Consider the following 20,090-nt stretch of genomic DNA (forward strand, 5'->3'; position numbering starts at 1 on the left):
GACCTTGTGGGAGAGGCTTCAGCCTCGATGCTTTTAAATCAAGAGCATCGAGGCTGAAGCCTCTCCCACAAAGAGCCAAAAAAACAGGTCGGTGTTACGGCAGGTTAGCCGCCTGAATCGCCGTCAGCGCAATCGTGTAAATGATGTCGTCCACCATCGCCCCGCGCGACAGGTCGTTCACCGGCTTGCGCAAGCCCTGCAACATCGGTCCCACGCTCACGCAATTGGCGCTGCGCTGCACGGCCTTGTAGGTGGTGTTGCCGGTGTTCAAGTCGGGGAACACAAACACCGTGGCATGCCCGGCCACAGCGCTGTTCGGCGCCTTTTGCAGCGCCACGCTGTCGATGGCGGCGGCGTCGTATTGCAGCGGGCCGTCCAGTAGCAGGTCGGGCCGCGCCTGTTTGGCCAGGCGCGTGGCTTCGCGCACTTTATCCACATCCACGCCGGTGCCCGATTCGCCGGTGGAATAGCTGATCATCGCCACCCGTGGCTCGATGCCAAAGGCGGTCGCCGAGTCGGCGCTCTGCACGGCAATTTCGGCCAGCTCGCTGGCGGTCGGGTCGGGGTTTACTGCGCAGTCGCCGTACACCACCACCTGGTCCGGCAGCAGCATAAAAAATACCGACGACACCAGCTTGTAGCCCGGGGCGGTCTTGATCAGCTGCAGGGCCGGGCGAATCGTGTTGGCGGTGGTGTGGATGGCGCCAGATACCAGCCCGTCAACCTCATCCAGGGCCAGCATCATGGTGCCGAGCATCACCGGGTCTTCCAGTTGCTGGGTGGCCATCGGCGCGTTCAGGCCTTTGCCTTTGCGCAGCTCCACCATCGGCGCCACGTAGCGGCTGCGGATCAGGTCTGGGTCGAGAATTTCCAGCCCCGGCGGCAATTCAATGCCGTGCGCCTGGGCCACCAATTGCACCTCTTCCGGCTTGGCCAGCAGCACGCACTGGGCAATGCCGCGTGCCTGACAGATGGCGGCGGCCTGCACGGTGCGCGGCTCGCTGCCTTCGGGCAACACGATGCGTTTGTTGGCCGCTTGCGCACGTTGCACCAGTTGGAAACGAAAGGCCGGCGGCGACATGCGCTGCTCATGCGGTTCGCCGCAGCGCTTGCTGAGGAACTCGTGATCGATATGGCTGGCGACAAAGTCGGTAACCCGCTCGGCGCGCTCACGGTCATCGATGGGGATTTCTTTGTTCAGGCGATTGAGATTGTTCGCGGTGTCGTAAGAACTGGTGGTGACCGACAGCACCGGCAAGCCGCTTTGCAGGGCGCCGCGGCACAGCTCCATGATGCGTGGGTCCGGCGGAAAATCGCTGCACAGCAGCAAGCCGGCCAGCGGCATGCCATTGGTGGCGGCCAGGCAGGCGGCGAGGATGATGTCGTCGCGATCGCCCGGCGTTACCACCAGCACGCCCGGTTTGAGCAGTTGCACGGTGTTGGCCACGGCGCGGGCGCACAGCACGATGCGCTGCATACGCCGTTGCTCGTAGTCGCCGGCGTTGATCACCCGTGCGCCGAGCAGGTCGGCGATATCGCGGGTGCGCGGCGCGTTCAATTGGTCGAGCCAGGGAATGCTGCCGAGCAGGCGGAAGTCGTTGCGGCGCAGCAGCGGCGAGTGGTCGTGCAGGCGGGTGGCGATGGTGTCGTCGCGCACTTTGTTGAGGATGACGCCGAGCACCGCGTTGTCCTGCGGGCCGCCGAACATTTGCGCCTGAATTTCCAGGCGGTCGGACAGCTCGCTGATGCTTTCATCGTCTGGTGCGCTCACCAGAATCACTTCGGCATCCAGGCTTTTCGCCAGGTGCAGGTTGATACGCGCGGCGTAGCTGGTGTGTGCCGTGGGCACCATGCCTTCGACGATCACCACGTCTTTGTCACGGGCGGCGTCCTGGTACAGGCGAATAAATTCTTCCAGCAAATCGTTGAGCTGGCCTTCGCCGAGCATGCGTTCCACATGGCCGAGGCTGACCGGGGCAGGGGAGTGCAGGCCGTGGGTGCGGGCGATCAACTCGCTGGAGCGCTCCGGGCCGAGGTCGCCGGGCTGCGGTTGCGCCACCGGTTTGAAAAAACCGACGCGCAGGCCAACGCGTTCGAGCGCGCCGACCATGCCGAGGCTGATGGAGGTAAGGCCAACTCCAAAACCGCTGGGGGCAAGGAAGAAGTTTGCATTCAGGTTCCTGAGCAGCGCGTGGTTCACGCTTTTTATAAGAGACCCGCCGGTGGGGCGGGTTCTGCTGATTTGCTTTCCTACATGGATCGTGCGGCGCTGTTAGTGCAGTAGCTGCAAGGTATCGAGGGCGATCTGCCGCTCTTCGTTGGTGGGAATCACCAGCACCCGTGGGTGGCCGTAGGCGTGGATCGTACCGGAAAGGCCGCGGCTATAGCGCTCGTTGGCTTCGTCATCGAGCAGCAGATTGAGCAGGCGTAAATGGGCCACGGTTTTGCCGCGAATCAGCGGTGAATTCTCGCCGATGCCGCCAGTGAAGATCAGCCCATCGAGGCGCGGCAAGGCGCAGCTCATGGCGGCTAACGATTTGGCCAGGCGGTAGCAGAACACTTCGATGGCCAGAGTCGCGCCTTCGTGACCGTCGTGGTGCGCCTGCTCCAGGGTGCGCATGTCGTTGGACAGGCCCGACAAGCCCAGCAGACCAGAGTCGTGGTTGAGCATGTAGTCGATTTTTTCGATATCCCAGCCCAGGGCCATGGCCAGGTGGCTGTGCAGGTTGGGGTCAACGTCGCCGCTGCGGGTGCCCATCACCACGCCTTCCAGTGGGGTCAGGCCCATGCTGGTGTCGCGGCTTTCACCGTTGACCACAGCACAGGTGGAGCAGCCATTGCCCAAGTGCGCCGAGAGCCAGCAGCTGTCGTCGACCGGCAGGTTGCTCATCTCGGCTGCGCGGGCCGTGACGTAGCGGTGGCTGGTGCCGTGAAAGCCATAGCGGCGAATGCCATGGTCGCGGTACAGGTTTTCCGGCACGGCATAGCGAAAGGCGTATTCGGGCAGGCTGTGGTGGAACGCGGTATCGAACACCGCCACCTGCGGCAAGTTAGGGAATTGTTTAAGGGTGGTTTCGATGCCCAGCAGGTTGGCCGGGTTGTGCAGCGGCGCCAGGTGGGCGGTGGCTTTGATTTCGGCCAGCACCTGTTGGTCGATACGCCGCGCGGCGCTGAAGTGTTCACCGCCATGCACCACGCGATGGCCGATGCCGTGCAACTTGCCGCCACAGGCGCTTTGCACAATCGGCAGCAACTGCGACAGGGCGGCGCGGTGGTCGGCGTTGGGAATCATCAGGCTGTCGTGTTCGGGGCCCCGGCGCCAATGCAGTTCGGCATCGTAGGTGCCGAGGTTCTGCGCTTCACCGCTTAAAAACGTCTGAGAATGGGCCTCGTGGATAAGGGCGAACTTGATGGATGAACTGCCGCAATTAATCACCAGAATATGCCGTGCTTGCATCACTGCTCCTCGACGTGCTGATCGCTTTCAACCGGGGGCTCCTGCCCCTGGGCGCACCAACCACAGGTAAAGGGTTGGCCGATTTTTTCTTGCCGTTGCACGGGGTCTTGCACCCACTCGCGGTTCTGCCAGGGCGGTTGGTGGCGCAGGTGCTGAGTATGCCCGCAGGAAAGCACTGCCACCCAGTGGCCTTCTTCGTCCTGGGCAAAGCCTGAAATATGCACTGGGGGCTGCGTCCGTCCGTCTGCGCTCGGGTCGCTTTCGGTCGAACCCTTGGTTAAACTTGCCCGTTCTCCACTCTTACGCAAAGGTCCCGCCCCATGCTGATCGCTGCCAATACGGCTGTCTCCATCGACTATACCCTGACCAACGATGCTGGTGAGGTGATCGACAGCTCTGCCGGCGGCGCCCCGCTGGTCTACCTGCAAGGCGCAGGCAACATTATCGTCGGTCTGGAAAAAGCCCTGGTTGGCAAACAAGCTGGCGACGAACTGAACGTGGCTGTTGAACCTGAAGAAGCCTACGGCGAATACAGTGCTGAACTGGTCAGCACCCTGAGCCGCAGCATGTTCGAAGGCGTCGACGAATTGGAAGTAGGCATGCAGTTCCACGCCTCCGCTCCGGACGGCAGCATGCAGATCGTCACCATCCGCGATCTGGACGGCGACGACGTTACCGTCGACGGCAACCACCCGCTGGCTGGCCAACGTTTGAACTTCCAGATCAAAGTCGTTGCCGTACGTGCGGCTAGCGAAGAAGAAATCGCCCATGGTCATATCCATGGCGAAGGTGGTCACCACCATTGATTCAGCTACGCTGCATTAGCGGCTAACTGGATTACCAAAAAGGCGCTCAACGGGCGCCTTTTTTGTTCGTAATGACTGATTGGGAGTTCGTCATGAGTGCTTTTCACGACATCAATTTACGCGCCTTGGATGGCCAGGAATTGCCGCTCGCGCCCTTCAAGGGCAAGGTTGTACTGGTGGTCAATGTCGCTTCGAAATGCGGCCTGACGCCCCAGTACGCGGGTTTGGAAAGTCTGTACCAGCAATACAAAGACCAGGGTTTCGCGGTGCTCGGCTTGCCGTGCAACCAGTTCGCCGGCCAGGAGCCTGGCAGCGAAGACGAGATCAAGGAATTCTGCAGCCTCAACTACGGCGTGAGCTTTCCGTTGAGCAGCAAGCTGGAAGTGAATGGCCCCGGCCGTCACTCGCTTTACCGCTTGCTGGCGGGCGAGGGCGCGGAGTTTCCTGGGGATATCACCTGGAATTTCGAGAAGTTCCTGGTGGGGCAGGATGGCCGAGTGTTGGCGCGGTTTTCGCCGCGGACGGCGCCGGATGATCCCGCCATCATTCAAGCCATCGAGAAAGCCCTGGCCTAGTTACGAACTCCTGGGCGTCGGCCATGCTGCGTTGCGTCCTCGCTTTTATGCTCACGTACTACAGTACGCTGCGCTTAAAAGCTCCGGGGCGCCTTGCTTGGCTCTAGCCCAGTAGCCCGGAAGAAGCCTAAAAGCCTCGTTAACCCTGATGCGCTTCGCGGTTGCCGTTGCTACGGCCCGCATTCAGCTCATCCTGCCCATCAAAGTCGAAATCACGCACTGGCTGGCCCTGCAATTGGGCGCGTTTAAGCTGGTATTCGTCGAACGACAGACCCTGACGGCTCAAGTCTTCCAACGCTTTCTGGCGAACTTCCAGGGCGGTGTAGGGGTGCAGTTCCAACATCGAGTGGCCTTGGCCAGCACAGCCGGTCAGAACGGTAGCAATCAGTAGCAGGGCGATAGTTGCGAAGCGGTTCATTGGAGCCTCCTATCGGCCCGGTGAGTGAGAGTGAGGCCAGACTATTCCTCGCTCCGCTTCGGTTGAAATCGACCCGTTTGATACCTGCTATTGATGAAACCGGGCTATCGCGATATCGCGATAAACCGATCCGTCTGTAGTGCTTTATCACTGCCATCAATGATGCTGGGCGGGGCGAGACGACCGGTCATATGATCACCGCCATGACGAACGCTACCTCCACCATCCGCCTCGACAAACGCGACCTGATCCTTACCAAGGGCTCGGAAGTGATGCTGCGTCGCGGCTACCACGGCACCGGCGTGCAGGAGATTGTGCAGGCCGCCGGCATTCCCAAAGGCTCGTTCTATCACTACTTCGCCAGCAAGGAAGACTTCGCCGTACACGCGCTGGAGTTCCTCTACGCGCCGCGTTTGCAGCGTTATGCGCAGGCCTTGAGTGACCAGAACCTGAGCCCGTGCCAGCGCATCCTGAGCTTCTACGGCGAGCTGCTGAACCACTTCCGCCGCCAGGAACGCCCGCAATATCACTGCTTTATCGGCAGCCTGAGTTTTGAAATGGCCGAGCCGTCGCAGCCGATTGGCTTGCAGGTGGAAAGCATTCTGCAGCGCTCGGTCGGCATCCTCGCCCAGTGCCTCACCGAAGCACGCGAAGCCGGCGAACTGAATGCCGCCACCGATTGCGTGGAGCTGGCTGAATTTATCGCCAATGCCTGGGAAGGCACTTTGATGCGTATGAAAGCGGGCGCCAATGCGGCGCCGCTGAGCGTTTTTCTGCACCAACTGGAACGTCTGCTGACGCCCACTAATTGATGACCCAATGGCCACTGATGCCCGTTAGGAGATTTGCATGACCGCCCCTGTAAAAGCCCTGTTCGAACCCTTCCGCCTCGGCGAACTGGAATTGCCAACCCGCGTGGTAATGGCGCCCATGACCCGTTCGTTCTCCCCGGGCGGCGTGCCTAATGCCGGCGTGATTGAGTACTACCGTCGCCGCGCTGCTGCCGGTGTCGGCCTGATCGTCACCGAAGGCACCACCGTTGGCCACAAGGCTTCTAACGGCTACCCGCACGTACCGCGATTCTTCGGCGAAGACGCCCTGGCTGGCTGGAAAGAAGTGGTTGATGCCGTGCACGCCGAAGGCGGCAAGATCGCTCCGCAGCTGTGGCATGTGGGCAGCGTGCGCCGCATCGGCACCGAGCCAGACGCCAGCGTTCCAGGCTATGGCCCAACCGGCAAAACCAAGGACGGCGTTGAAGTCGTTCACGGCATGACCCAGCAAGACATCGACGAGGTGATCGCCGCGTTCGCCCAGGCCGCCAAAGACGCCCAGGCCATCGGCATGGACGGCGTGGAAATCCACGGCGCCCATGGCTACCTGATCGACCAGTTCTTCTGGGAAGGCACCAACCAGCGCGACGACGAATACGGCGGCAGCCTGGCCAACCGTTCGCGTTTCGCCATCGAGCTGATCAAGGCCGTACGCGCTGCCACCAGCCCGACGTTCCCGATCATCTTCCGCTTCTCGCAGTGGAAGCAGCAGGACTACACCGCGCGCCTGGTGACCACACCAGAAGCCCTGGGCGAATTTCTGCAGCCGCTGGCCGATGCCGGCGTGGATATTTTCCACTGCTCCACCCGCCGTTTCTGGGAGCCGGAGTTCGACGGTTCCGACCTCAACTTGGCTGGCTGGACCCGCAAGCTCACCGGCAAACCGACCATCACCGTCGGCAGCGTCGGCCTGGACGGCGAGTTCATGCAGTTCATGGTCAAGACTGACAAGGTCGCGCAGCCAGAGAAGCTGGACGCGCTGCTGGATCGCCTGAACAAGCAGGAATTCGATTTGGTGGCCGTGGGCCGTGCGCTGTTGGTTGACCCGGACTGGGCAGTGAAAGTACGTGATGGCCGTGAAGACGAGATTCTCGCCTTTAGCCGCGAAGCGCTGACCACCCTGGTTTAAGTAACGCTTTTCCCTTGTTGCGCTGTAACAGGCGCAGCACTTTCAGGCCTCACTTCGGTGGGGCTTTTTTTCGTCTGGAGGAATTCCGTTTCCAGGGTTCGCGAGCAAGCTCGCTCCTACGGGGGACCAATTGTAGGAGCGAGCTTGCTCGCCAAGCTTTTTGGGGCATAAAAAAACGGCGCACCAGGCGCCGTTTTTTCACTCATCTTCCATCACACGGTAGCAGCAGTCTCTACCTGGCGAGCCGTCAGACCCAGCAGCTCATTGCTGCGGGCGTTGACTTCACGGTACAGCGCCGCATCGCTTTCCAGCACCTTTTCCCGCGCAGGGAAAATAGTCTTCAGCTTCTCGGCCCAGGCCGCGTTCACTTGCTCAGGGAAGCAGCGCTCGATCAGTTCCAGCATGATCGACACCGTTACCGAAGCGCCTGGCGAGGCACCCAGCAGGGCGGCGATGGTGCCGTCGTTTGCCGCAACCAGTTCGGTACCGAACTGCAAGATGCCGCCTTTTTTCGGGTCTTTCTTGATGATCTGCACACGCTGACCAGCAATCTCCAAACGCCAATCAGCAGCCTTGGCATTCGGGAAGAAGCGCTTCAGCGATTCCATGCGCTGCTCGCTGGACTGCAACACTTCACTGATCAGGTACTTGGTCAGGTCGAAGTTGTCGCGCGCCACCGCCAGCATCGGGCCGAGGTTGCTCGGGCGAACCGACAGCGGCAGGTCGAGGAACGAGCCGTGCTTGAGGAACTTGGTGCTGAAGCCGGCGTATGGCCCGAACAGCAAGGATTTCTTGCCGTCGACCACGCGGGTGTCCAGGTGCGGTACCGACATCGGCGGCGAACCGACCGCGGCCTGGCTGTACACCTTGGCTTCGTGCTGTTTGACGATTTCCGGGTCATCGCAACGCAGCCACTGGCCGCTTACCGGGAAACCACCAAAGCCTTTGCCTTCCGGAATACCGGACATCTGCAGCAGCGGCAGGGCCGCGCCGCCGGCGCCGAGGAACACGAATTTGGTGTCGACTTCACGGCTGGCACCGGACTGCGTGTCCTTGATGGTGACGCGCCAGCCTTTGTCGGTGCGCTTGAGACCGACAACCTTCTGGTTGTAGCTCACGCGGCAATCGCTTTGCTCACCGAGAAATTTCAGCAACTGGGTGGTCAGGGCGCCGAAGTTGACGTCGGTACCAGACTCCACGCGGGTGGCGGCGATGGCTTCATCGGCAGCACGGCCGGGCATCATCAGCGGCATCCACTCGGCCATGGTGGCCTTGTCTTCGGTATAGAGCATGTCGTCGAAGGCGTGGTGCTTGACCAGGGCTTCGTGACGGGTTTTGAGGAACTCGATGCCTTTTTCGCCCTGCACGAAACTCAGGTGCGGAATCGGGTTGATAAAGGCTTTCGGCGAACCGAAATTGCCTTGCTGCATCAAGTGCGCCCAGAACTGCTTCGACACCTCGAACTGGGTGTTGATCTGCACGGCTTTCTTGATGTCCACCGAGCCATCGGCGGCTTGCGGGGTGTAGTTGAGCTCACACAGCCCGGCGTGACCGGTACCGGCGTTGTTCCAGGGGTTGGAGCTTTCGATGGCCCCGCTGCCCTGCATTTCAGCGACTTCCAGCTTGATGCCGGGGTCGAGCTCTTTCAACAGAACGGCCAGTGTCGCGCTCATGATGCCGGCACCTACCAGCAGCACATCGACAGCCTCGTAATCGTTTTGCGCCATTTGCTCGCCACACTCTTGTGAAGTTGTGAAACCGTTTTTTCACGCTCTTTTGGAGACGTGAACCTCAAAAGTTCGGGTGCCAAGGGTACGTTCTGCGCGCTTTTACCAGCCCGTGGAGAGCAAGTGTGAGAGCAAGGCAGAGGTGCTGCAAGGCCACGCGAAGTGGGCGACTCTCTGGGGCGGTGCGGACTGATGCTGAGTACATCAGGGTAGCTGCGAGGCCCGATCAGGAGACGACCTTATAATCGGGGCGCGATTATAACGGCGAAATGACAAAAGTTGGTTTTTTAGCGTGACTTTTATTTCCCCACCGGTCAGCCCGCCAACGCCGAACCCCGTAATCGCACCGATGCCGACCGGTATTTGTGGCCCCCAAATGTTAAAACGCCAGCACGGCCGGAACCTCGCCACACCTGCTGTGTCTCACATTTCAGCGCTGTCAGGCCGCCGCCCTGCTGGGTATACTGCGGCCCCTTCAAGCGGCGACTTTTGGTGGCCGCATCTGCGGCCCAAGCCGGGCGTTTTCATTCCTTGTGGAGAGATGAGCATGCTGCACCGTCTGTTGTTTGGTCTGATCGCTGTAACCAGCCTGACGCTGGTTGGCTGTGCCCACAGCCCGCAACAACTGAGCCCAACTCCAAAACTCACCAGCAACCTCACCCCGGTCGGTCAAGGCCAGCCTGTGGTGGTGCGCGTGGTGGATGGTCGTCCATCGCCGGTGCTCGGCACCCGTGGTGGCCTGTACCCGGAAACCAGCGCCATCAGCGTGACCGGCGCGGATATTCTGCCCAAGCTGCAACAACAGGCTGAAGCCGCAGTACGTCTGCTGGGCTTCACCCCGTCGCCAGGCGCGCCGAATGCACCGCAAATCACCATCACCCTGGCCGAGCTGAAATACCAGTCGCCCAAAGAAGGCCTGTACGTGACCGAAGCCAGCATCGGCGCGACCTTCCGTGCTGACGTGCAGAACGCCACCCGCCGTTACAGCGGCCGTTACGGCGCCACCCTGGATCAGAAATTCGGCATGGCGCCAAACCAGGACACCAACACCAAGCTGGTCAGCGACGTGTTGAGCGATGCCCTGACGCGTACCTTCAAAGATCCAACGATTGGCCAGATCCTGTCGCAGTAAGGATCTCGCTGAAATAAAAAAGCCCGGCAACTAGCCGGGCTTTTTTGTGTCTGCGATCGTCGTTAACCGCAGAGGCAATTCCTTCCCTGCTGCTTGGCCTGATACAGCGCGCTATCGGCCCGGGCAATCAACGTCTGCAACGTATCGTTCGGCCGAATTTCCGCCAGTCCAATCGACATCGTCACCCCCGGCAATACCCCCACCGGCGAATAAAACGAGCTCACCTGCTCCAACGCCGCCCGCAGCCGCTCGCCAATTGCCCGGCCTTCATCGGCGTTCATCTCCGGCAGCAGAATCACAAACTCTTCGCCGCCGTAACGGGTCAGGCTGTCTTTGGGCCGCAACTGGTTGCGCAGGGTGTGGGCCACCAGGCACAAGGCGTAGTCGCCAGCCAGGTGGCCGTGGTTGTCGTTGTAGGGTTTGAAGTGATCCACATCAAGCATCAACAGGCACATCGGCTGGCCGTTGAAGGCGCAGCGGGTGTTTTCCCGTTCGAAGATATGTTCCAGCCAGCGGCGGTTGAACGCGCCGGTCAGGGTGTCGACGTTGGCGTTCTGCTCGCTGTCGATAATGATCTGGTTGCCCTGGCGCACGCGCTCGCAGAGCAGCTCCAGCAAGTTCTGCATCAGCTCAGGCGACTGCGCAAACAAGCTGAACAGCGAGTCACGGTGCAACCGCAGCACCAGGCAACGGCTAGCCGCCACCACATAAGCGGAAGGGTGGTCGTTGTCGATAAAGCTGATTTCGCCCACGCACTCGCCCGCCTGCAAGGTTTTCACCGCGGGGTTGTCCATGGAGGCGAGGAATACTTTCAGTTCGCCTTCCAGCAACACATACAGGTGCTGGTTACGGTCGAAAGGCGAGAGGAGTATTTCCTCTGCGTCGATTTCAAAGGCATGAAATTGCTCCAGCAGGCGGCCCAGGTTATGGGCGGCGACATTCTGGAACAGGCGCATGTCATGAATGGAATGCAGGTCGGCCTGCCACTGCGCGTTTTTCATCGCAATTGAAGCGTTCCGTGTGAATAAGCAATAGGGAATGGCATCGCGACGCATCCTTTCGTAAGTGCGAAAACCCGGTTAGCTGAACAAGGTCTGTCCCGTTGCAACCCCTTGGCGAAACGACGGTAAGCGCTGCGATCATCATGTTCGCGGCGCCACCTGTTGGCATTTCGTCGACAAGGGCTGGTAGAAAAAAGACCCAGGTGAACCATAGCTGGCAAGGCAGCAATCTGCTGCTCAGCGGTTCACAGCCCGGCAACTATTCCGAGTGCGCTGCCGGTTTTTCCGTTCCCTATTTATTTAGGTAGCGTCAGGCGCCTTGCACTACCTCGTAACGTACGGCGTAGCCGTTGAGGGCGGCCTCCACCGCTGCATGGCGCGCGGCGTCTAGCTCGGTGAAGTACAGACGTGCCAATTGGCCGTAGCTGTCATGGGCAACCACTTCCACACGTACTTGAGGGTCGATATGCCGTAGGTCGGCCTCGAAAACCCGACGGATGGCGTCATAGCGCAGCGTCGGTTTAAAGGTTTTACCCACCGCCGTCAGCGGAATGCTATCGATGATCCACACATCTTTCGGCACGGCTGCGCGCTCGGGAATATGTGCGCCGGCATGGGCCAGCAATTCCTCGGTAGTTACCGTCGCGCCCGGCACCAATTGCACATACACCACCGGCAACTCGCCGGCTTTTGCACAGGGTTTGCCGACCGCCGCGGCCATGGCCACCGTCGGGTGTTTGTGCAACGCCTCTTCGATCATCTGCGGGTCGATATTGTGGCCGCCGCGAATGATCAGGTCTTTGCTGCGGCCGGTCAGCCAGATAAATCCATCGGCATCGATGCGGCCCAGGTCGCCGGTGTTGAACCAGTCGCCATCCACCCAGATGCCTTTGTTCTTGTCGGCCTGCAGGTAGCCGTTGAACACAGTGATGCCGCGCAGCACCAGGTTGCCAATTTCATTCTCGGCGGCGTCGCGCAGGTAGTTGCCGTGGTCATCCAGTACGGCAATTTTTACCTCGCAATACGGCATGCGAATACCGATGGAGCCGGGCGGCGTTCGCCAGCTGGCGGGTTGCCGCAGCTGCCGCAGGTGCCTTCGGTAAGGCCGTAGCCTTCGATTATCTTCAGCCCGGTTTTGCTCTCGAATTGGCGGATCAACTCCACCGGCATCGGCGCTGCGCCACACAACGCGTGGCGCAGACTGGAGAGATCGTGTCCTGCGCTCGGCACCTGTAGCAGCCCGGCATAAATGGTCGGCACACCGCTGAAAAAGCTCACCCGGTAACGCTCGATGATTTTCCAGAAATGGCTGATCAAACTCGGGCTGCGATAGCCCTGCGGAGAAGCCAGCAGCACTTCGGCGCCGACGTAGAACGGCGCCAGGCCGGTGACCATCACGCCGTTAACGTGAAACAGCGGCAAGCCGCACAAGGTTACGTCGCTGGGATGCAGGTCAATGGCGAACGCCAGAATCATCGCCATCGCCACTTCATTGCGGTGCGTGTGCGGCGCCAGCTTGGGCGTGCCGGTAGTGCCGCCGGTGTGGAAGTACGAGGCGATATCGTCCGGGCTGATCACCCGGCCGCTTTCCAGGTGGTCGGCGGGGCAGGCGGCAATCAGTTCGTCAAAATCCAGCACGCCGGCGGGCAATGCACCGCGCTGGGCTTTTACGCCGCTGCGTTGTGGCTCGGCCAGGTAGTTGGCCATGTCCACGGTAATGATGTGCTTGAGCTCGGGCAGATGTTCGCGCAGGCCGGCGACCTTGTCCCACAAGTCGGTGCCGGGGAAGGGCGCCAGGGTTACCAGCACTTCGGAGTCGGACGCGCGAATCAGCTCGGCAATATGTTCGCTGTCGAGCAACGGGTTGATGGCATTGGTCACCCCGGCCGCTTCGCCGCCCCAGATGGTGAAGTGGGTATGCGGCAAATTCGGCAGCAGAAACGACACCGCCTTGCCGGGCCGCACGCCCAGGCGATGCAGCGCATTGGCGGTCTGCGTCACCTTGGCAAACAGCTCGCCATAACTCAGGCGGTACGGCTGCTCTTCATGGTTGCCCTGCAACAGAAAGGTCAGCGCCGTGGCATTGCTGTTGCGCGCCGCGCTGCGTTGCAGCACCTCGTAGGTGCTGGCCGGCATATCGCGGTCTTGCAGGGCGATTTGCTCGATGGCCTGGGTGTCGCGCAACGAGGCGATGGCGGGTACGTGAGCGAGTGGGTGCGCAACGGCTTGGCTCATTTGCTGACCTTTTCAGTGAGTGCTGTTCAGCCCAGTCGCGCTGCCAGCCAGGTGCCGATATCGTGGATTTCCTGGGGCAACACTTCATGGCTCATCGGGTATTCCTGCCAGGTTACGGGCACACCTTGCGCCTCCAGGCAGTCATGTGCAGCACGGCCCATGGCGCGCTGCACAACGTCGTCAAACGTGCCATGCAAACAGTAAACCGGCAGTTGTTTTTTTGTATCTGCCAACACCACGTCGGGGCTCAGGGTCGGCGAATAAGTGGACAGCGCGAGTACGCCACCCAGCGGTCCTTGCCAACGCAGGAAGGCCGCGTGATAGACCACCGCACCCCCTTGCGAGAAACCGGCGAGGAAAATGCGCGCCGGGTCGATACCGCTGTCGCGTTGTCCCTCTACTAGCGCAATCACCTGTTGCGCCGAGGCTTCCAGCTGCTCGTGGTTGATGGCGCGCGCCGGGCTCATGGCCAGAATGTCGTACCAGCTGGGCATGGCGTAGCCGCCATTGATGGTCACCGCCTGGGTCGGCGCCTGCGGCAGGATAAAACGCGTGCTGGTCAGTTTTTGCTGCAGCGCTTCGGCCACCGGCAGGAAATCGAAGCGGTCGGCGCCCAGGCCGTGCAACCAGATCACGCAGGCGTCTGCGCTAAGTGTGGGCTCAAGTATCAGATTTTCGTGCATGGCGGGCTCCAGTTCGGTGCGTACGCCCCGCTTCGGGGCGTGTGCTGAATAAGGGTTTGGTTGATCCGTTAATTACTTGTCGCAAGGGTACAAGTTTTGCTCTTGACCTGCCTGAATCGCCCCTTTCAAGGGCGTGTGGTACGGCGTTTGCTATAACTGATTTAACCGATTGCATGCCCCAATTTGGGTAACACTCCACCGTTTATGTGGTCCCACTCATGCAAAGTAGAGTGCGGCGAAGTAGACGGGCAATCGAGTTACGCAGGAACACGCTACAAAAATAAGCCACGGGAAATTCCCAACAGATTCGCCACGGGTCGCAGAGCGACTAAGCGAACGGGAAAATCCCCCACCCGTCTACTCGCGCAAACACATGCAAACAGTAAGCGGGGGGTGAGTTTTGGCCGGTGAGAGCATCGCCAACTAGACTCGCTCTCAGGTCTGCACCCCGTATTGACCATCCACTGATGGTTAAGCGTGCCTCAAAAGGGTACGGCGGTGGGGCCAAGACTCCAAACACAACAACAGCAACTGGAGGTTTTAATGAAGATGGTGAAATCCACCCTGGCTATCCTGACCGCAGCGACCATTCTTGGCGCCAGCGGCTTCGCTCAAGCGGGCGCGACTCTGGATAAAGTCAAGAAACAAGGCTTCGTTCAGTGCGGTGTAAGTGACGGTCTGCCGGGTTTCTCGGTTCCAGATGCCAAAGGTAACTACCAGGGTATCGACGTTGATATCTGCCGTGGTGTGGCTGCTGCTGTTTTGGGCGATGCCTCGAAAGTTAAATACAGCCCGCTGACCGCTAAAGAGCGCTTCACCGCCATCCAGTCCGGCGAAGTCGACATGCTGTCGCGTAACACCACCTGGACCAGTTCGCGTGACGCGGGCATGGGCCTGGTCTTCACCGGCGTAACTTATTACGACGGTATCGGCTTCCTGGTTAACAAGAAGCTCGGCGTTTCCAGCGCCAAGGAACTCGACGGCGCGACCATCTGCATCCAGGCCGGTACCACTACCGAACTGAACGTGTCGGACTACTTCCGCTCCAACGGCCTGAAATACACCCCGATCACCTTCGACACCTCCGACGAAAGCGCCAAGTCGCTGGAATCCGGTCGTTGCGACGTGCTGACCTCCGACCAGTCGCAGCTCTACGCACAGCGCATCAAGCTGGCTGCACCGACTGAATACGTGGTTCTGCCGGAAGTGATTTCCAAAGAGCCGCTGGGCCCAGTCGTACGTAAAGGCGACGAAGAGTGGTTCAGCATCGTTCGCTGGACACTGTTCGCCATGCTCAACGCTGAAGAGGCCGGTATCACCTCCAAAAACGTTGAAGCTGAAGCCAAGTCCACGAAGAACCCGGACGTTGCTCGTCTGCTGGGTGCTGACGGTGAATACGGCAAAGACCTGAAACTGCCGAAAGACTGGGCAGTGCAGATCATCAAGCAAGTGGGTAACTACGGCGAAGTGTTCGACCGCAACGTCGGTGCGGGCAGCGAGCTGAAGATCGAGCGTGGCCTTAACGCTCTGTGGAACAAAGGCGGTCTGCAATACGCACCACCAGTGCGTTGATGTCCCAGACCACATGAGAACTACTGCGCTCGGTTAGGCGGCGTTGAAAACAATCTCAAAATGCTCATTGGCTACAGCCAACTCCGCTTTTTCGATTGTTTTCGCCTTGCCTAACCTTCGCTCGCTACGTTCTCACGCGGTCTGCCCAGTGATTGCTCTGCGATCACTGGGCTTTTTTCGTTTCGACGTTTTTGGGGACACTACATGCAAAATAAAATCGGCACAGCGGGGAGCTTTTCGTTAAGCGATCCGCGCTTGCGTGCCTGGCTCTTTCAGATTCTTACGATCGTCGCGGTGGTTGGCACTGGCTGGTTTCTGTTCGACAACGTACAGACCAACATGCAGCACCGCGGCATCACCTCCGGCTTTGGCTTCCTGCAAAACAGTGCAGGCTTCGGCATCGCCCAGCACCTGATCGACTACACGGAAGCGGACACCTACGCACGCGTGTTTGTCATCGGCCTGCTCAACACCTTGCTCGTTTCGGCCATCGGTATCGTGCTGGCCACCATCCTGGGGTTCATCATCGGTGTGGCGCGGTTGTCGTCCAACTGGGTGATCAACAAGCTGGCCATGGTCTATATCGAGACCTTCCGTAATATCCCGCCGCTGCTGCAAATCCTGTTCTGGAACTTTGCGGTGCTGCAGCCCCTGCCAGGGCCGCGCAACAGCATCAACGTGGGCGACACCTTCTTTCTCAGCAACCGCGGTTTGAACATGCCCCAGGGCACAGCAGCCGACGGCTTTGCCGCGTTCGCTGTAGCCGTGGTGCTGGCGATTGCGGCCACTGTGTTGATGGTTCGTTGGGCCAACAAGCGCTTTGAGGCCACCGGTGTTCCGTTCCACAAGGGCTGGGTTGGCGTCGCCATCATGGTGGTTATTCCTGCGCTGAGCGTGGTCATCTTCGGCGCCCCGTTCCACTGGGAAACGCCAGTACTCAAGGGTTTCAACTTCGTTGGCGGCTGGGTGATGATTCCCGAGTTGTTGGCGCTGACCATCGCCCTGACCGTGTACACCGCAGCATTTATTGCTGAGAACGTACGTTCGGGCATCAAGTCGGTTACCCACGGGCAGACCGAAGCGGCGCACTCGCTGGGCCTGCGCAATGGGCCGACCCTGCGCAAAGTGATCATCCCGCAAGCCATGCGCGTGATCATTCCGCCGCTCACCAGCCAATACCTCAACCTGGCGAAAAACTCCTCCCTGGCCGCCGGTATCGGTTACCCGGATATGGTGTCGCTGTTTGCCGGTACGGTGCTCAACCAGACCGGGCAAGCGATTGAAGTAATTGCCATCACCATGAGTGTGTACCTGGCCATCAGTATCAGCATTTCCATGTTGATGAACTGGTACAACAAGCGCATTGCGCTGATCGAACGGTGAGGAAGGGCGCATGACGACTCATACATTCAAACCCGACATGCCACCACCGAGCACCAGCGTCGGCGTGGTGGCGTGGATGCGGGCCAATCTGTTCTCCAGTTGGCTCAATACACTGCTGACCCTGTTCGCCATTTACCTGATCTGGCTGATCGTGCCGCCGCTGTTGAGCTGGACGATCTTCGACGCCAACTGGGTGGGCACCACCCGCGCCGACTGCACCAAGGAAGGCGCGTGCTGGGTGTTTATTCAGCAGCGCTTCGGCCAGTTCATGTACGGCTTCTACCCAACCGAACTGCGCTGGCGTGTCGATGCCACCGTGTGGCTGGCAATCATTGGTGCGGCGCCGCTGTTTATCAGCAAGTTCCCGCGCAAGGCCTATTACGCCATCGGTTTTCTGGTCATCTACCCGTTGGTAGCGTTCTGGCTGCTGCACGGCGGCATGGGCCTGGAAAACGTTGCCACCAGCAAATGGGGCGGCTTGATGCTGACCTTGGTGATTGCCGCGGTCGGTATTGCCGGTGCATTGCCGCTGGGTATTTTGCTGGCCCTCGGCCGGCGCTCGAAGATGCCCACCATTCGCGTGGTGTGCGTCACTTTCATCGAGTTCTGGCGCGGCGTGCCGTTGATTACCGTGCTGTTTATGTCCTCGGTAATGCTGCCGCTGTTCCTGCCTGAAGGCATGAGCTTCGACAAGCTGCTGCGCGCCCTGATCGGCGTCATCCTGTTCCAGTCGGCCTATGTGGCCGAGGTGGTACGCGGTGGTATGCAAGCCATTCCCAAGGGCCAGTACGAGGCGGCTGCCGCCATGGGCCTGGGTTACTGGCGCAGCATGGGCCTGGTGATTCTTCCGCAAGCCCTGAAGCTGGTTATTCCCGGCATCGTCAACACCTTTATCGCCCTGTTCAAGGACACCAGCCTGGTGATCATCATCGGTCTGTTCGACTTGCTCAACAGCGTCAAACAAGCCTCCGCCGACCCGGCCTGGCTGGGCATGGCCAGCGAAGGTTATGTATTCGCGGCCCTGGTGTTCTGGATTTTCTGTTTTGGTATGTCCCGCTACTCCCAGCATCTGGAGCGTAAGCTGGACACAGGCCACAAGCGTTAGGAGTCGACTAAATGAGCGAAGCGATCAAAGAGCCTGTGAGCCCTGAAGGCATTATTCAAATGCAGGGCGTGAACAAGTGGTACGGCCAGTTTCACGTACTCAAAGACATCAACCTGAACGTGAAGCAGGGCGAGCGTATCGTGCTGTGCGGGCCTTCGGGCTCGGGCAAATCGACCACCATCCGCTGCCTTAACCGCCTGGAAGAACACCAGCAGGGCCGCATCGTGGTAGACGGCGTGGAACTGACCAGCGACCTCAAGCAGATCGAAGCGATCCGCCGTGAAGTCGGCATGGTGTTCCAGCACTTCAACCTGTTCCCCCATCTGACCATTCTGCAGAACTGCACCTTGGCGCCGATGTGGGTCCGCAAGATGCCCAAGCGCAAGGCCGAAGAAATTGCCATGCACTACCTGGAACGCGTACGCATTCCAGAGCAGGCGCATAAATACCCGGGCCAGCTTTCCGGTGGTCAGCAACAGCGTGTGGCGATTGCCCGTGCGCTGTGCATGAAACCGAAAATCATGCTGTTCGACGAACCCACTTCCGCCCTCGACCCCGAGATGGTGAAAGAGGTGCTGGACACCATGATCGGCCTGGCCGAAGACGGCATGACCATGCTGTGCGTAACCCACGAAATGGGTTTTGCGCGCACCGTGGCCAACCGCGTGATCTTTATGGACAAAGGCGAAATCGTTGAACAGGCACCGCCAAACGACTTCTTCGACAACCCACAAAGCGACCGCACCAAGCTGTTCTTGAGCCAGATCCTGCACTAGTAGGGGATGGGTCAAAAGGAAGGAGCCGCGAGGCTCCTTTTTTTGTGGCTATAAATCGCGTAACGGCTAGCCCCTCAGGGGAATCCATCACCGATTTATCAGTGAAATGCGCTCTGGCCCCCTCTCCCGTTTACGGGAGAGGGCTGGGGGGAGGGGCTCTTTTACGCTCAGTGCAAATGATCCAACAGCCGCTGCGCCGCCTGCTTGCCACTCAGCCAGGCGCCTTCCACCCGCCCGGACAAACACCAATCCCCGCAGGCATACAGCCCCAGGTCCGCATCCAGCAGCGAGCCCCATTCATGGTTGCTCGCCGGCCGCGCATACAGCCAGCGGAGCGCCAGGCTGAACACCGGAGCGGGCAGGGCGCAGCCGATCAGTTCGGCAAACGCGCCGTGCAAATGCTCAATCACCGCTTCCTTGCTCAGGTCCAGGTGCTGACGGCTCCAGGTACTGCTGGCGTGCAGCACCCAGGTGTCCATGCTGGTGTCGCGTCCGGGTTTGCTGCGGTTGCGCGCCAGCCAGTCGAGCGGGCCTTCGCGTACAAAGCAGCCTTCTACCGGGGTATCCAGCGGTTCGGCAAAGGCCAGGGCGACGGCCCAGGTCGGGTCCATGGCCACGCTGGCGGCGGCGCCGGCCAGTTTCGGCGCGGCCGCCAGCAGCCCGCTGGCCTGGGAGGCCGGGGTGGCGATGATTACGTGGCTGAACGGGCCGTGGGTTTGCCCTTCGGCATCTTGCAGGCTCCAGTGCTCGGGGCCGCGGAATACTTCGGTGATACGGCAGGAAAATTTCACCGCCAGCGCACCGAGCATCGCCCGGGTGATCGCGCTCATACGCGGCGTGCCCACCCAGCGCACCTGCTCATCCGGCGAGGCGCCGAGCAGGCCGTTGTTGAAGGTGTAAAGGCTCGGCGTCCACTCGGCGACCCAGCCACGGGCCTGCCATTGGTGCACGGTTTCGAGAAAGCGGCGGTCGCGGGCGGTGAAGTACTGCGCGCCCATGTCCAGCGCGCCGGCATCGCTGCGCTTGCTGGCCATGCGGCCGCCGCTGCCACGGCTTTTATCGAACAGTTGAACGGACAGACCTGCGTCGTGCAGGGTTTGTGCGGCAGAAAGACCGGCGATGCCGGTGCCAATAATGGCAATGGGGAAACTCATGTCTGACCTCTAGAAATCGCAGGCTGGGCGGGGCTGTCTCCAGGTGTTGGCCATGGGCGTTGAAAGCAGGAGGACGGCGGCCGGGCAGGGGCAGTGCGGCGGCGACC

16 protein-coding genes and 2 pseudogenes are annotated in these 20,090 nt (G+C 60.3%); 9 read left to right on the plus strand and 9 right to left on the minus strand.

The features are described 5' to 3' along the window. Window positions 1-94 precede the first annotated feature (94 nt). The 3 genes and pseudogenes from pta to AC0V2S_RS03845 all read right to left on the minus strand — a co-directional run bounded on the left by pta (window position 95) and on the right by AC0V2S_RS03845 (window position 3,779). The gene (gene pta / locus AC0V2S_RS03835; protein ID WP_475508700.1) at window positions 95-2,176 is read right to left on the minus strand and encodes a phosphate acetyltransferase; all 2,082 of its coding nucleotides are present in this window, start codon (window positions 2,174-2,176) and stop codon (window positions 95-97) included. A 96-nt stretch (window positions 2,177-2,272) separates the two neighbouring features. Next, entirely contained in the window at window positions 2,273-3,457 is a 1,185-nt protein-coding gene (locus AC0V2S_RS03840; protein WP_475508568.1) for an acetate kinase, read from the minus strand. Next, window positions 3,457-3,779: pseudogene (locus AC0V2S_RS03845) on the minus strand (DUF3565 domain-containing protein). Before AC0V2S_RS03845 ends, AC0V2S_RS03840 begins: the two are co-directional and overlap by 1 nt. Here AC0V2S_RS03845 and AC0V2S_RS03850 point away from each other — a divergent pair. Both AC0V2S_RS03850 and AC0V2S_RS03855 read left to right on the plus strand, forming a co-directional pair. Continuing rightward, the gene (locus AC0V2S_RS03850; RefSeq protein ID WP_108096087.1) at window positions 3,778-4,263 is read left to right on the plus strand and encodes an FKBP-type peptidyl-prolyl cis-trans isomerase; all 486 of its coding nucleotides are present in this window, start codon (window positions 3,778-3,780) and stop codon (window positions 4,261-4,263) included. The pseudogene AC0V2S_RS03845 and the gene AC0V2S_RS03850 sit on opposite strands and share 2 nt — an antisense overlap. A gap of 92 nt (window positions 4,264-4,355) precedes the next feature. Beyond that, window positions 4,356-4,838 (plus strand): glutathione peroxidase, encoded by a 483-nt coding sequence (locus AC0V2S_RS03855; protein ID WP_475508569.1) that lies wholly within the window; start codon window positions 4,356-4,358, stop codon window positions 4,836-4,838. 139 nt (window positions 4,839-4,977) lie between these two features. Here AC0V2S_RS03855 and AC0V2S_RS03860 read toward each other — a convergent pair whose 3' ends face one another. Then, window positions 4,978-5,256, minus strand: coding sequence for a hypothetical protein (locus AC0V2S_RS03860; protein WP_475508570.1), 279 nt, complete (start codon window positions 5,254-5,256; stop codon window positions 4,978-4,980). Window positions 5,257-5,459: 203 nt separating this feature from the next. Between AC0V2S_RS03860 and AC0V2S_RS03865 the strand changes: the two genes are divergently transcribed. Together AC0V2S_RS03865 and AC0V2S_RS03870 are read left to right on the plus strand one after the other, a co-directional pair. Next, the gene (locus AC0V2S_RS03865) at window positions 5,460-6,068 is read left to right on the plus strand and encodes a TetR/AcrR family transcriptional regulator (protein WP_475508571.1); all 609 of its coding nucleotides are present in this window, start codon (window positions 5,460-5,462) and stop codon (window positions 6,066-6,068) included. 37 nt (window positions 6,069-6,105) lie between these two features. Next, window positions 6,106-7,215, plus strand: a complete 1,110-nt coding sequence (locus AC0V2S_RS03870) for an NADH:flavin oxidoreductase (RefSeq protein ID WP_475508572.1) — start codon at window positions 6,106-6,108, stop codon at window positions 7,213-7,215. A 212-nt stretch (window positions 7,216-7,427) separates the two neighbouring features. Here AC0V2S_RS03870 and mqo read toward each other — a convergent pair whose 3' ends face one another. Continuing rightward, on the minus strand, window positions 7,428-8,942 hold the full coding sequence (gene mqo, locus AC0V2S_RS03875) for a malate dehydrogenase (quinone) (protein WP_475508573.1): 1,515 nt from the start codon (window positions 8,940-8,942) through the stop codon (window positions 7,428-7,430). Window positions 8,943-9,489: 547 nt separating this feature from the next. Here mqo and AC0V2S_RS03880 point away from each other — a divergent pair. Beyond that, complete coding sequence (locus AC0V2S_RS03880; protein ID WP_475508574.1) at window positions 9,490-10,074, plus strand: YajG family lipoprotein; 585 nt, start codon at window positions 9,490-9,492, stop codon at window positions 10,072-10,074. A gap of 62 nt (window positions 10,075-10,136) precedes the next feature. Here the strand turns inward: AC0V2S_RS03880 and AC0V2S_RS03885 are convergent, their stop codons facing one another. The 3 genes and pseudogenes from AC0V2S_RS03885 to AC0V2S_RS03895 form a co-directional block, all read right to left on the minus strand. Then, entirely contained in the window at window positions 10,137-11,075 is a 939-nt protein-coding gene (locus AC0V2S_RS03885) for a GGDEF domain-containing protein (protein WP_475508575.1), read from the minus strand. Between the two features lie 310 nt (window positions 11,076-11,385). Then, window positions 11,386-13,310, minus strand: a pseudogene (locus tag AC0V2S_RS03890) (acyl-CoA synthetase). 26 nt (window positions 13,311-13,336) lie between these two features. Beyond that, the gene (locus AC0V2S_RS03895; RefSeq protein ID WP_475508576.1) at window positions 13,337-13,993 is read right to left on the minus strand and encodes an alpha/beta hydrolase; all 657 of its coding nucleotides are present in this window, start codon (window positions 13,991-13,993) and stop codon (window positions 13,337-13,339) included. A gap of 543 nt (window positions 13,994-14,536) precedes the next feature. Between AC0V2S_RS03895 and AC0V2S_RS03900 the strand changes: the two genes are divergently transcribed. The 4 genes from AC0V2S_RS03900 (at window position 14,537) to AC0V2S_RS03915 (ending at window position 18,829) form a co-directional block, all read left to right on the plus strand. Continuing rightward, window positions 14,537-15,565, plus strand: coding sequence for an amino acid ABC transporter substrate-binding protein (locus AC0V2S_RS03900; RefSeq protein ID WP_475508577.1), 1,029 nt, complete (start codon window positions 14,537-14,539; stop codon window positions 15,563-15,565). Between the two features lie 204 nt (window positions 15,566-15,769). Further along, window positions 15,770-16,948 carry an amino acid ABC transporter permease gene (locus tag AC0V2S_RS03905; protein ID WP_475508578.1) on the plus strand — a complete coding sequence of 393 codons (1,179 nt, stop codon included), beginning with the start codon at window positions 15,770-15,772 and terminating at the stop codon, window positions 16,946-16,948. A gap of 10 nt (window positions 16,949-16,958) precedes the next feature. Then, complete coding sequence (locus AC0V2S_RS03910; RefSeq protein WP_475508579.1) at window positions 16,959-18,053, plus strand: amino acid ABC transporter permease; 1,095 nt, start codon at window positions 16,959-16,961, stop codon at window positions 18,051-18,053. Between the two features lie 11 nt (window positions 18,054-18,064). After that, window positions 18,065-18,829: an amino acid ABC transporter ATP-binding protein gene (locus AC0V2S_RS03915; protein WP_475508580.1), complete on the plus strand. Its 765-nt coding sequence runs from the start codon at window positions 18,065-18,067 to the stop codon at window positions 18,827-18,829. A gap of 167 nt (window positions 18,830-18,996) precedes the next feature. Here AC0V2S_RS03915 and AC0V2S_RS03920 read toward each other — a convergent pair whose 3' ends face one another. Beyond that, the gene (locus AC0V2S_RS03920; RefSeq protein WP_475508581.1) at window positions 18,997-19,983 is read right to left on the minus strand and encodes an NAD(P)/FAD-dependent oxidoreductase; all 987 of its coding nucleotides are present in this window, start codon (window positions 19,981-19,983) and stop codon (window positions 18,997-18,999) included. Window positions 19,984-20,090: the final 107 nt, after the last annotated feature.

The sequence above is a fragment of the Pseudomonas sp. CC11G genome, assembly GCF_056174845.1.

What these genes read in the sequence shown, in the direction of transcription:
- AC0V2S_RS03920 (WP_475508581.1), bottom strand. Translation starts at nt 19,983, where the DNA reads ATGAGTTTCCCCATTGCCATTATTGGCACCGGCATCGCCGGTCTTTCT.
- AC0V2S_RS03910 (WP_475508579.1), top strand. Translation starts at nt 16,959, where the DNA reads ATGACGACTCATACATTCAAACCCGACATGCCACCACCGAGCACCAGC.
- AC0V2S_RS03900 (WP_475508577.1), top strand. Translation starts at nt 14,537, where the DNA reads ATGAAGATGGTGAAATCCACCCTGGCTATCCTGACCGCAGCGACCATT.
- AC0V2S_RS03885 (WP_475508575.1), bottom strand. Translation starts at nt 11,075, where the DNA reads ATGAAAAACGCGCAGTGGCAGGCCGACCTGCATTCCATTCATGACATG.
- AC0V2S_RS03850 (WP_108096087.1), top strand. Translation starts at nt 3,778, where the DNA reads ATGCTGATCGCTGCCAATACGGCTGTCTCCATCGACTATACCCTGACC.
- AC0V2S_RS03880 (WP_475508574.1), top strand. Translation starts at nt 9,490, where the DNA reads ATGCTGCACCGTCTGTTGTTTGGTCTGATCGCTGTAACCAGCCTGACG.
- AC0V2S_RS03855 (WP_475508569.1), top strand. Translation starts at nt 4,356, where the DNA reads ATGAGTGCTTTTCACGACATCAATTTACGCGCCTTGGATGGCCAGGAA.
- AC0V2S_RS03870 (WP_475508572.1), top strand. Translation starts at nt 6,106, where the DNA reads ATGACCGCCCCTGTAAAAGCCCTGTTCGAACCCTTCCGCCTCGGCGAA.
- AC0V2S_RS03895 (WP_475508576.1), bottom strand. Translation starts at nt 13,993, where the DNA reads ATGCACGAAAATCTGATACTTGAGCCCACACTTAGCGCAGACGCCTGC.
- AC0V2S_RS03860 (WP_475508570.1), bottom strand. Translation starts at nt 5,256, where the DNA reads ATGAACCGCTTCGCAACTATCGCCCTGCTACTGATTGCTACCGTTCTG.
- AC0V2S_RS03840 (WP_475508568.1), bottom strand. Translation starts at nt 3,457, where the DNA reads ATGCAAGCACGGCATATTCTGGTGATTAATTGCGGCAGTTCATCCATC.
- AC0V2S_RS03905 (WP_475508578.1), top strand. Translation starts at nt 15,770, where the DNA reads ATGCAAAATAAAATCGGCACAGCGGGGAGCTTTTCGTTAAGCGATCCG.
- AC0V2S_RS03865 (WP_475508571.1), top strand. Translation starts at nt 5,460, where the DNA reads ATGACGAACGCTACCTCCACCATCCGCCTCGACAAACGCGACCTGATC.
- mqo (WP_475508573.1), bottom strand. Translation starts at nt 8,942, where the DNA reads ATGGCGCAAAACGATTACGAGGCTGTCGATGTGCTGCTGGTAGGTGCC.
- AC0V2S_RS03915 (WP_475508580.1), top strand. Translation starts at nt 18,065, where the DNA reads ATGAGCGAAGCGATCAAAGAGCCTGTGAGCCCTGAAGGCATTATTCAA.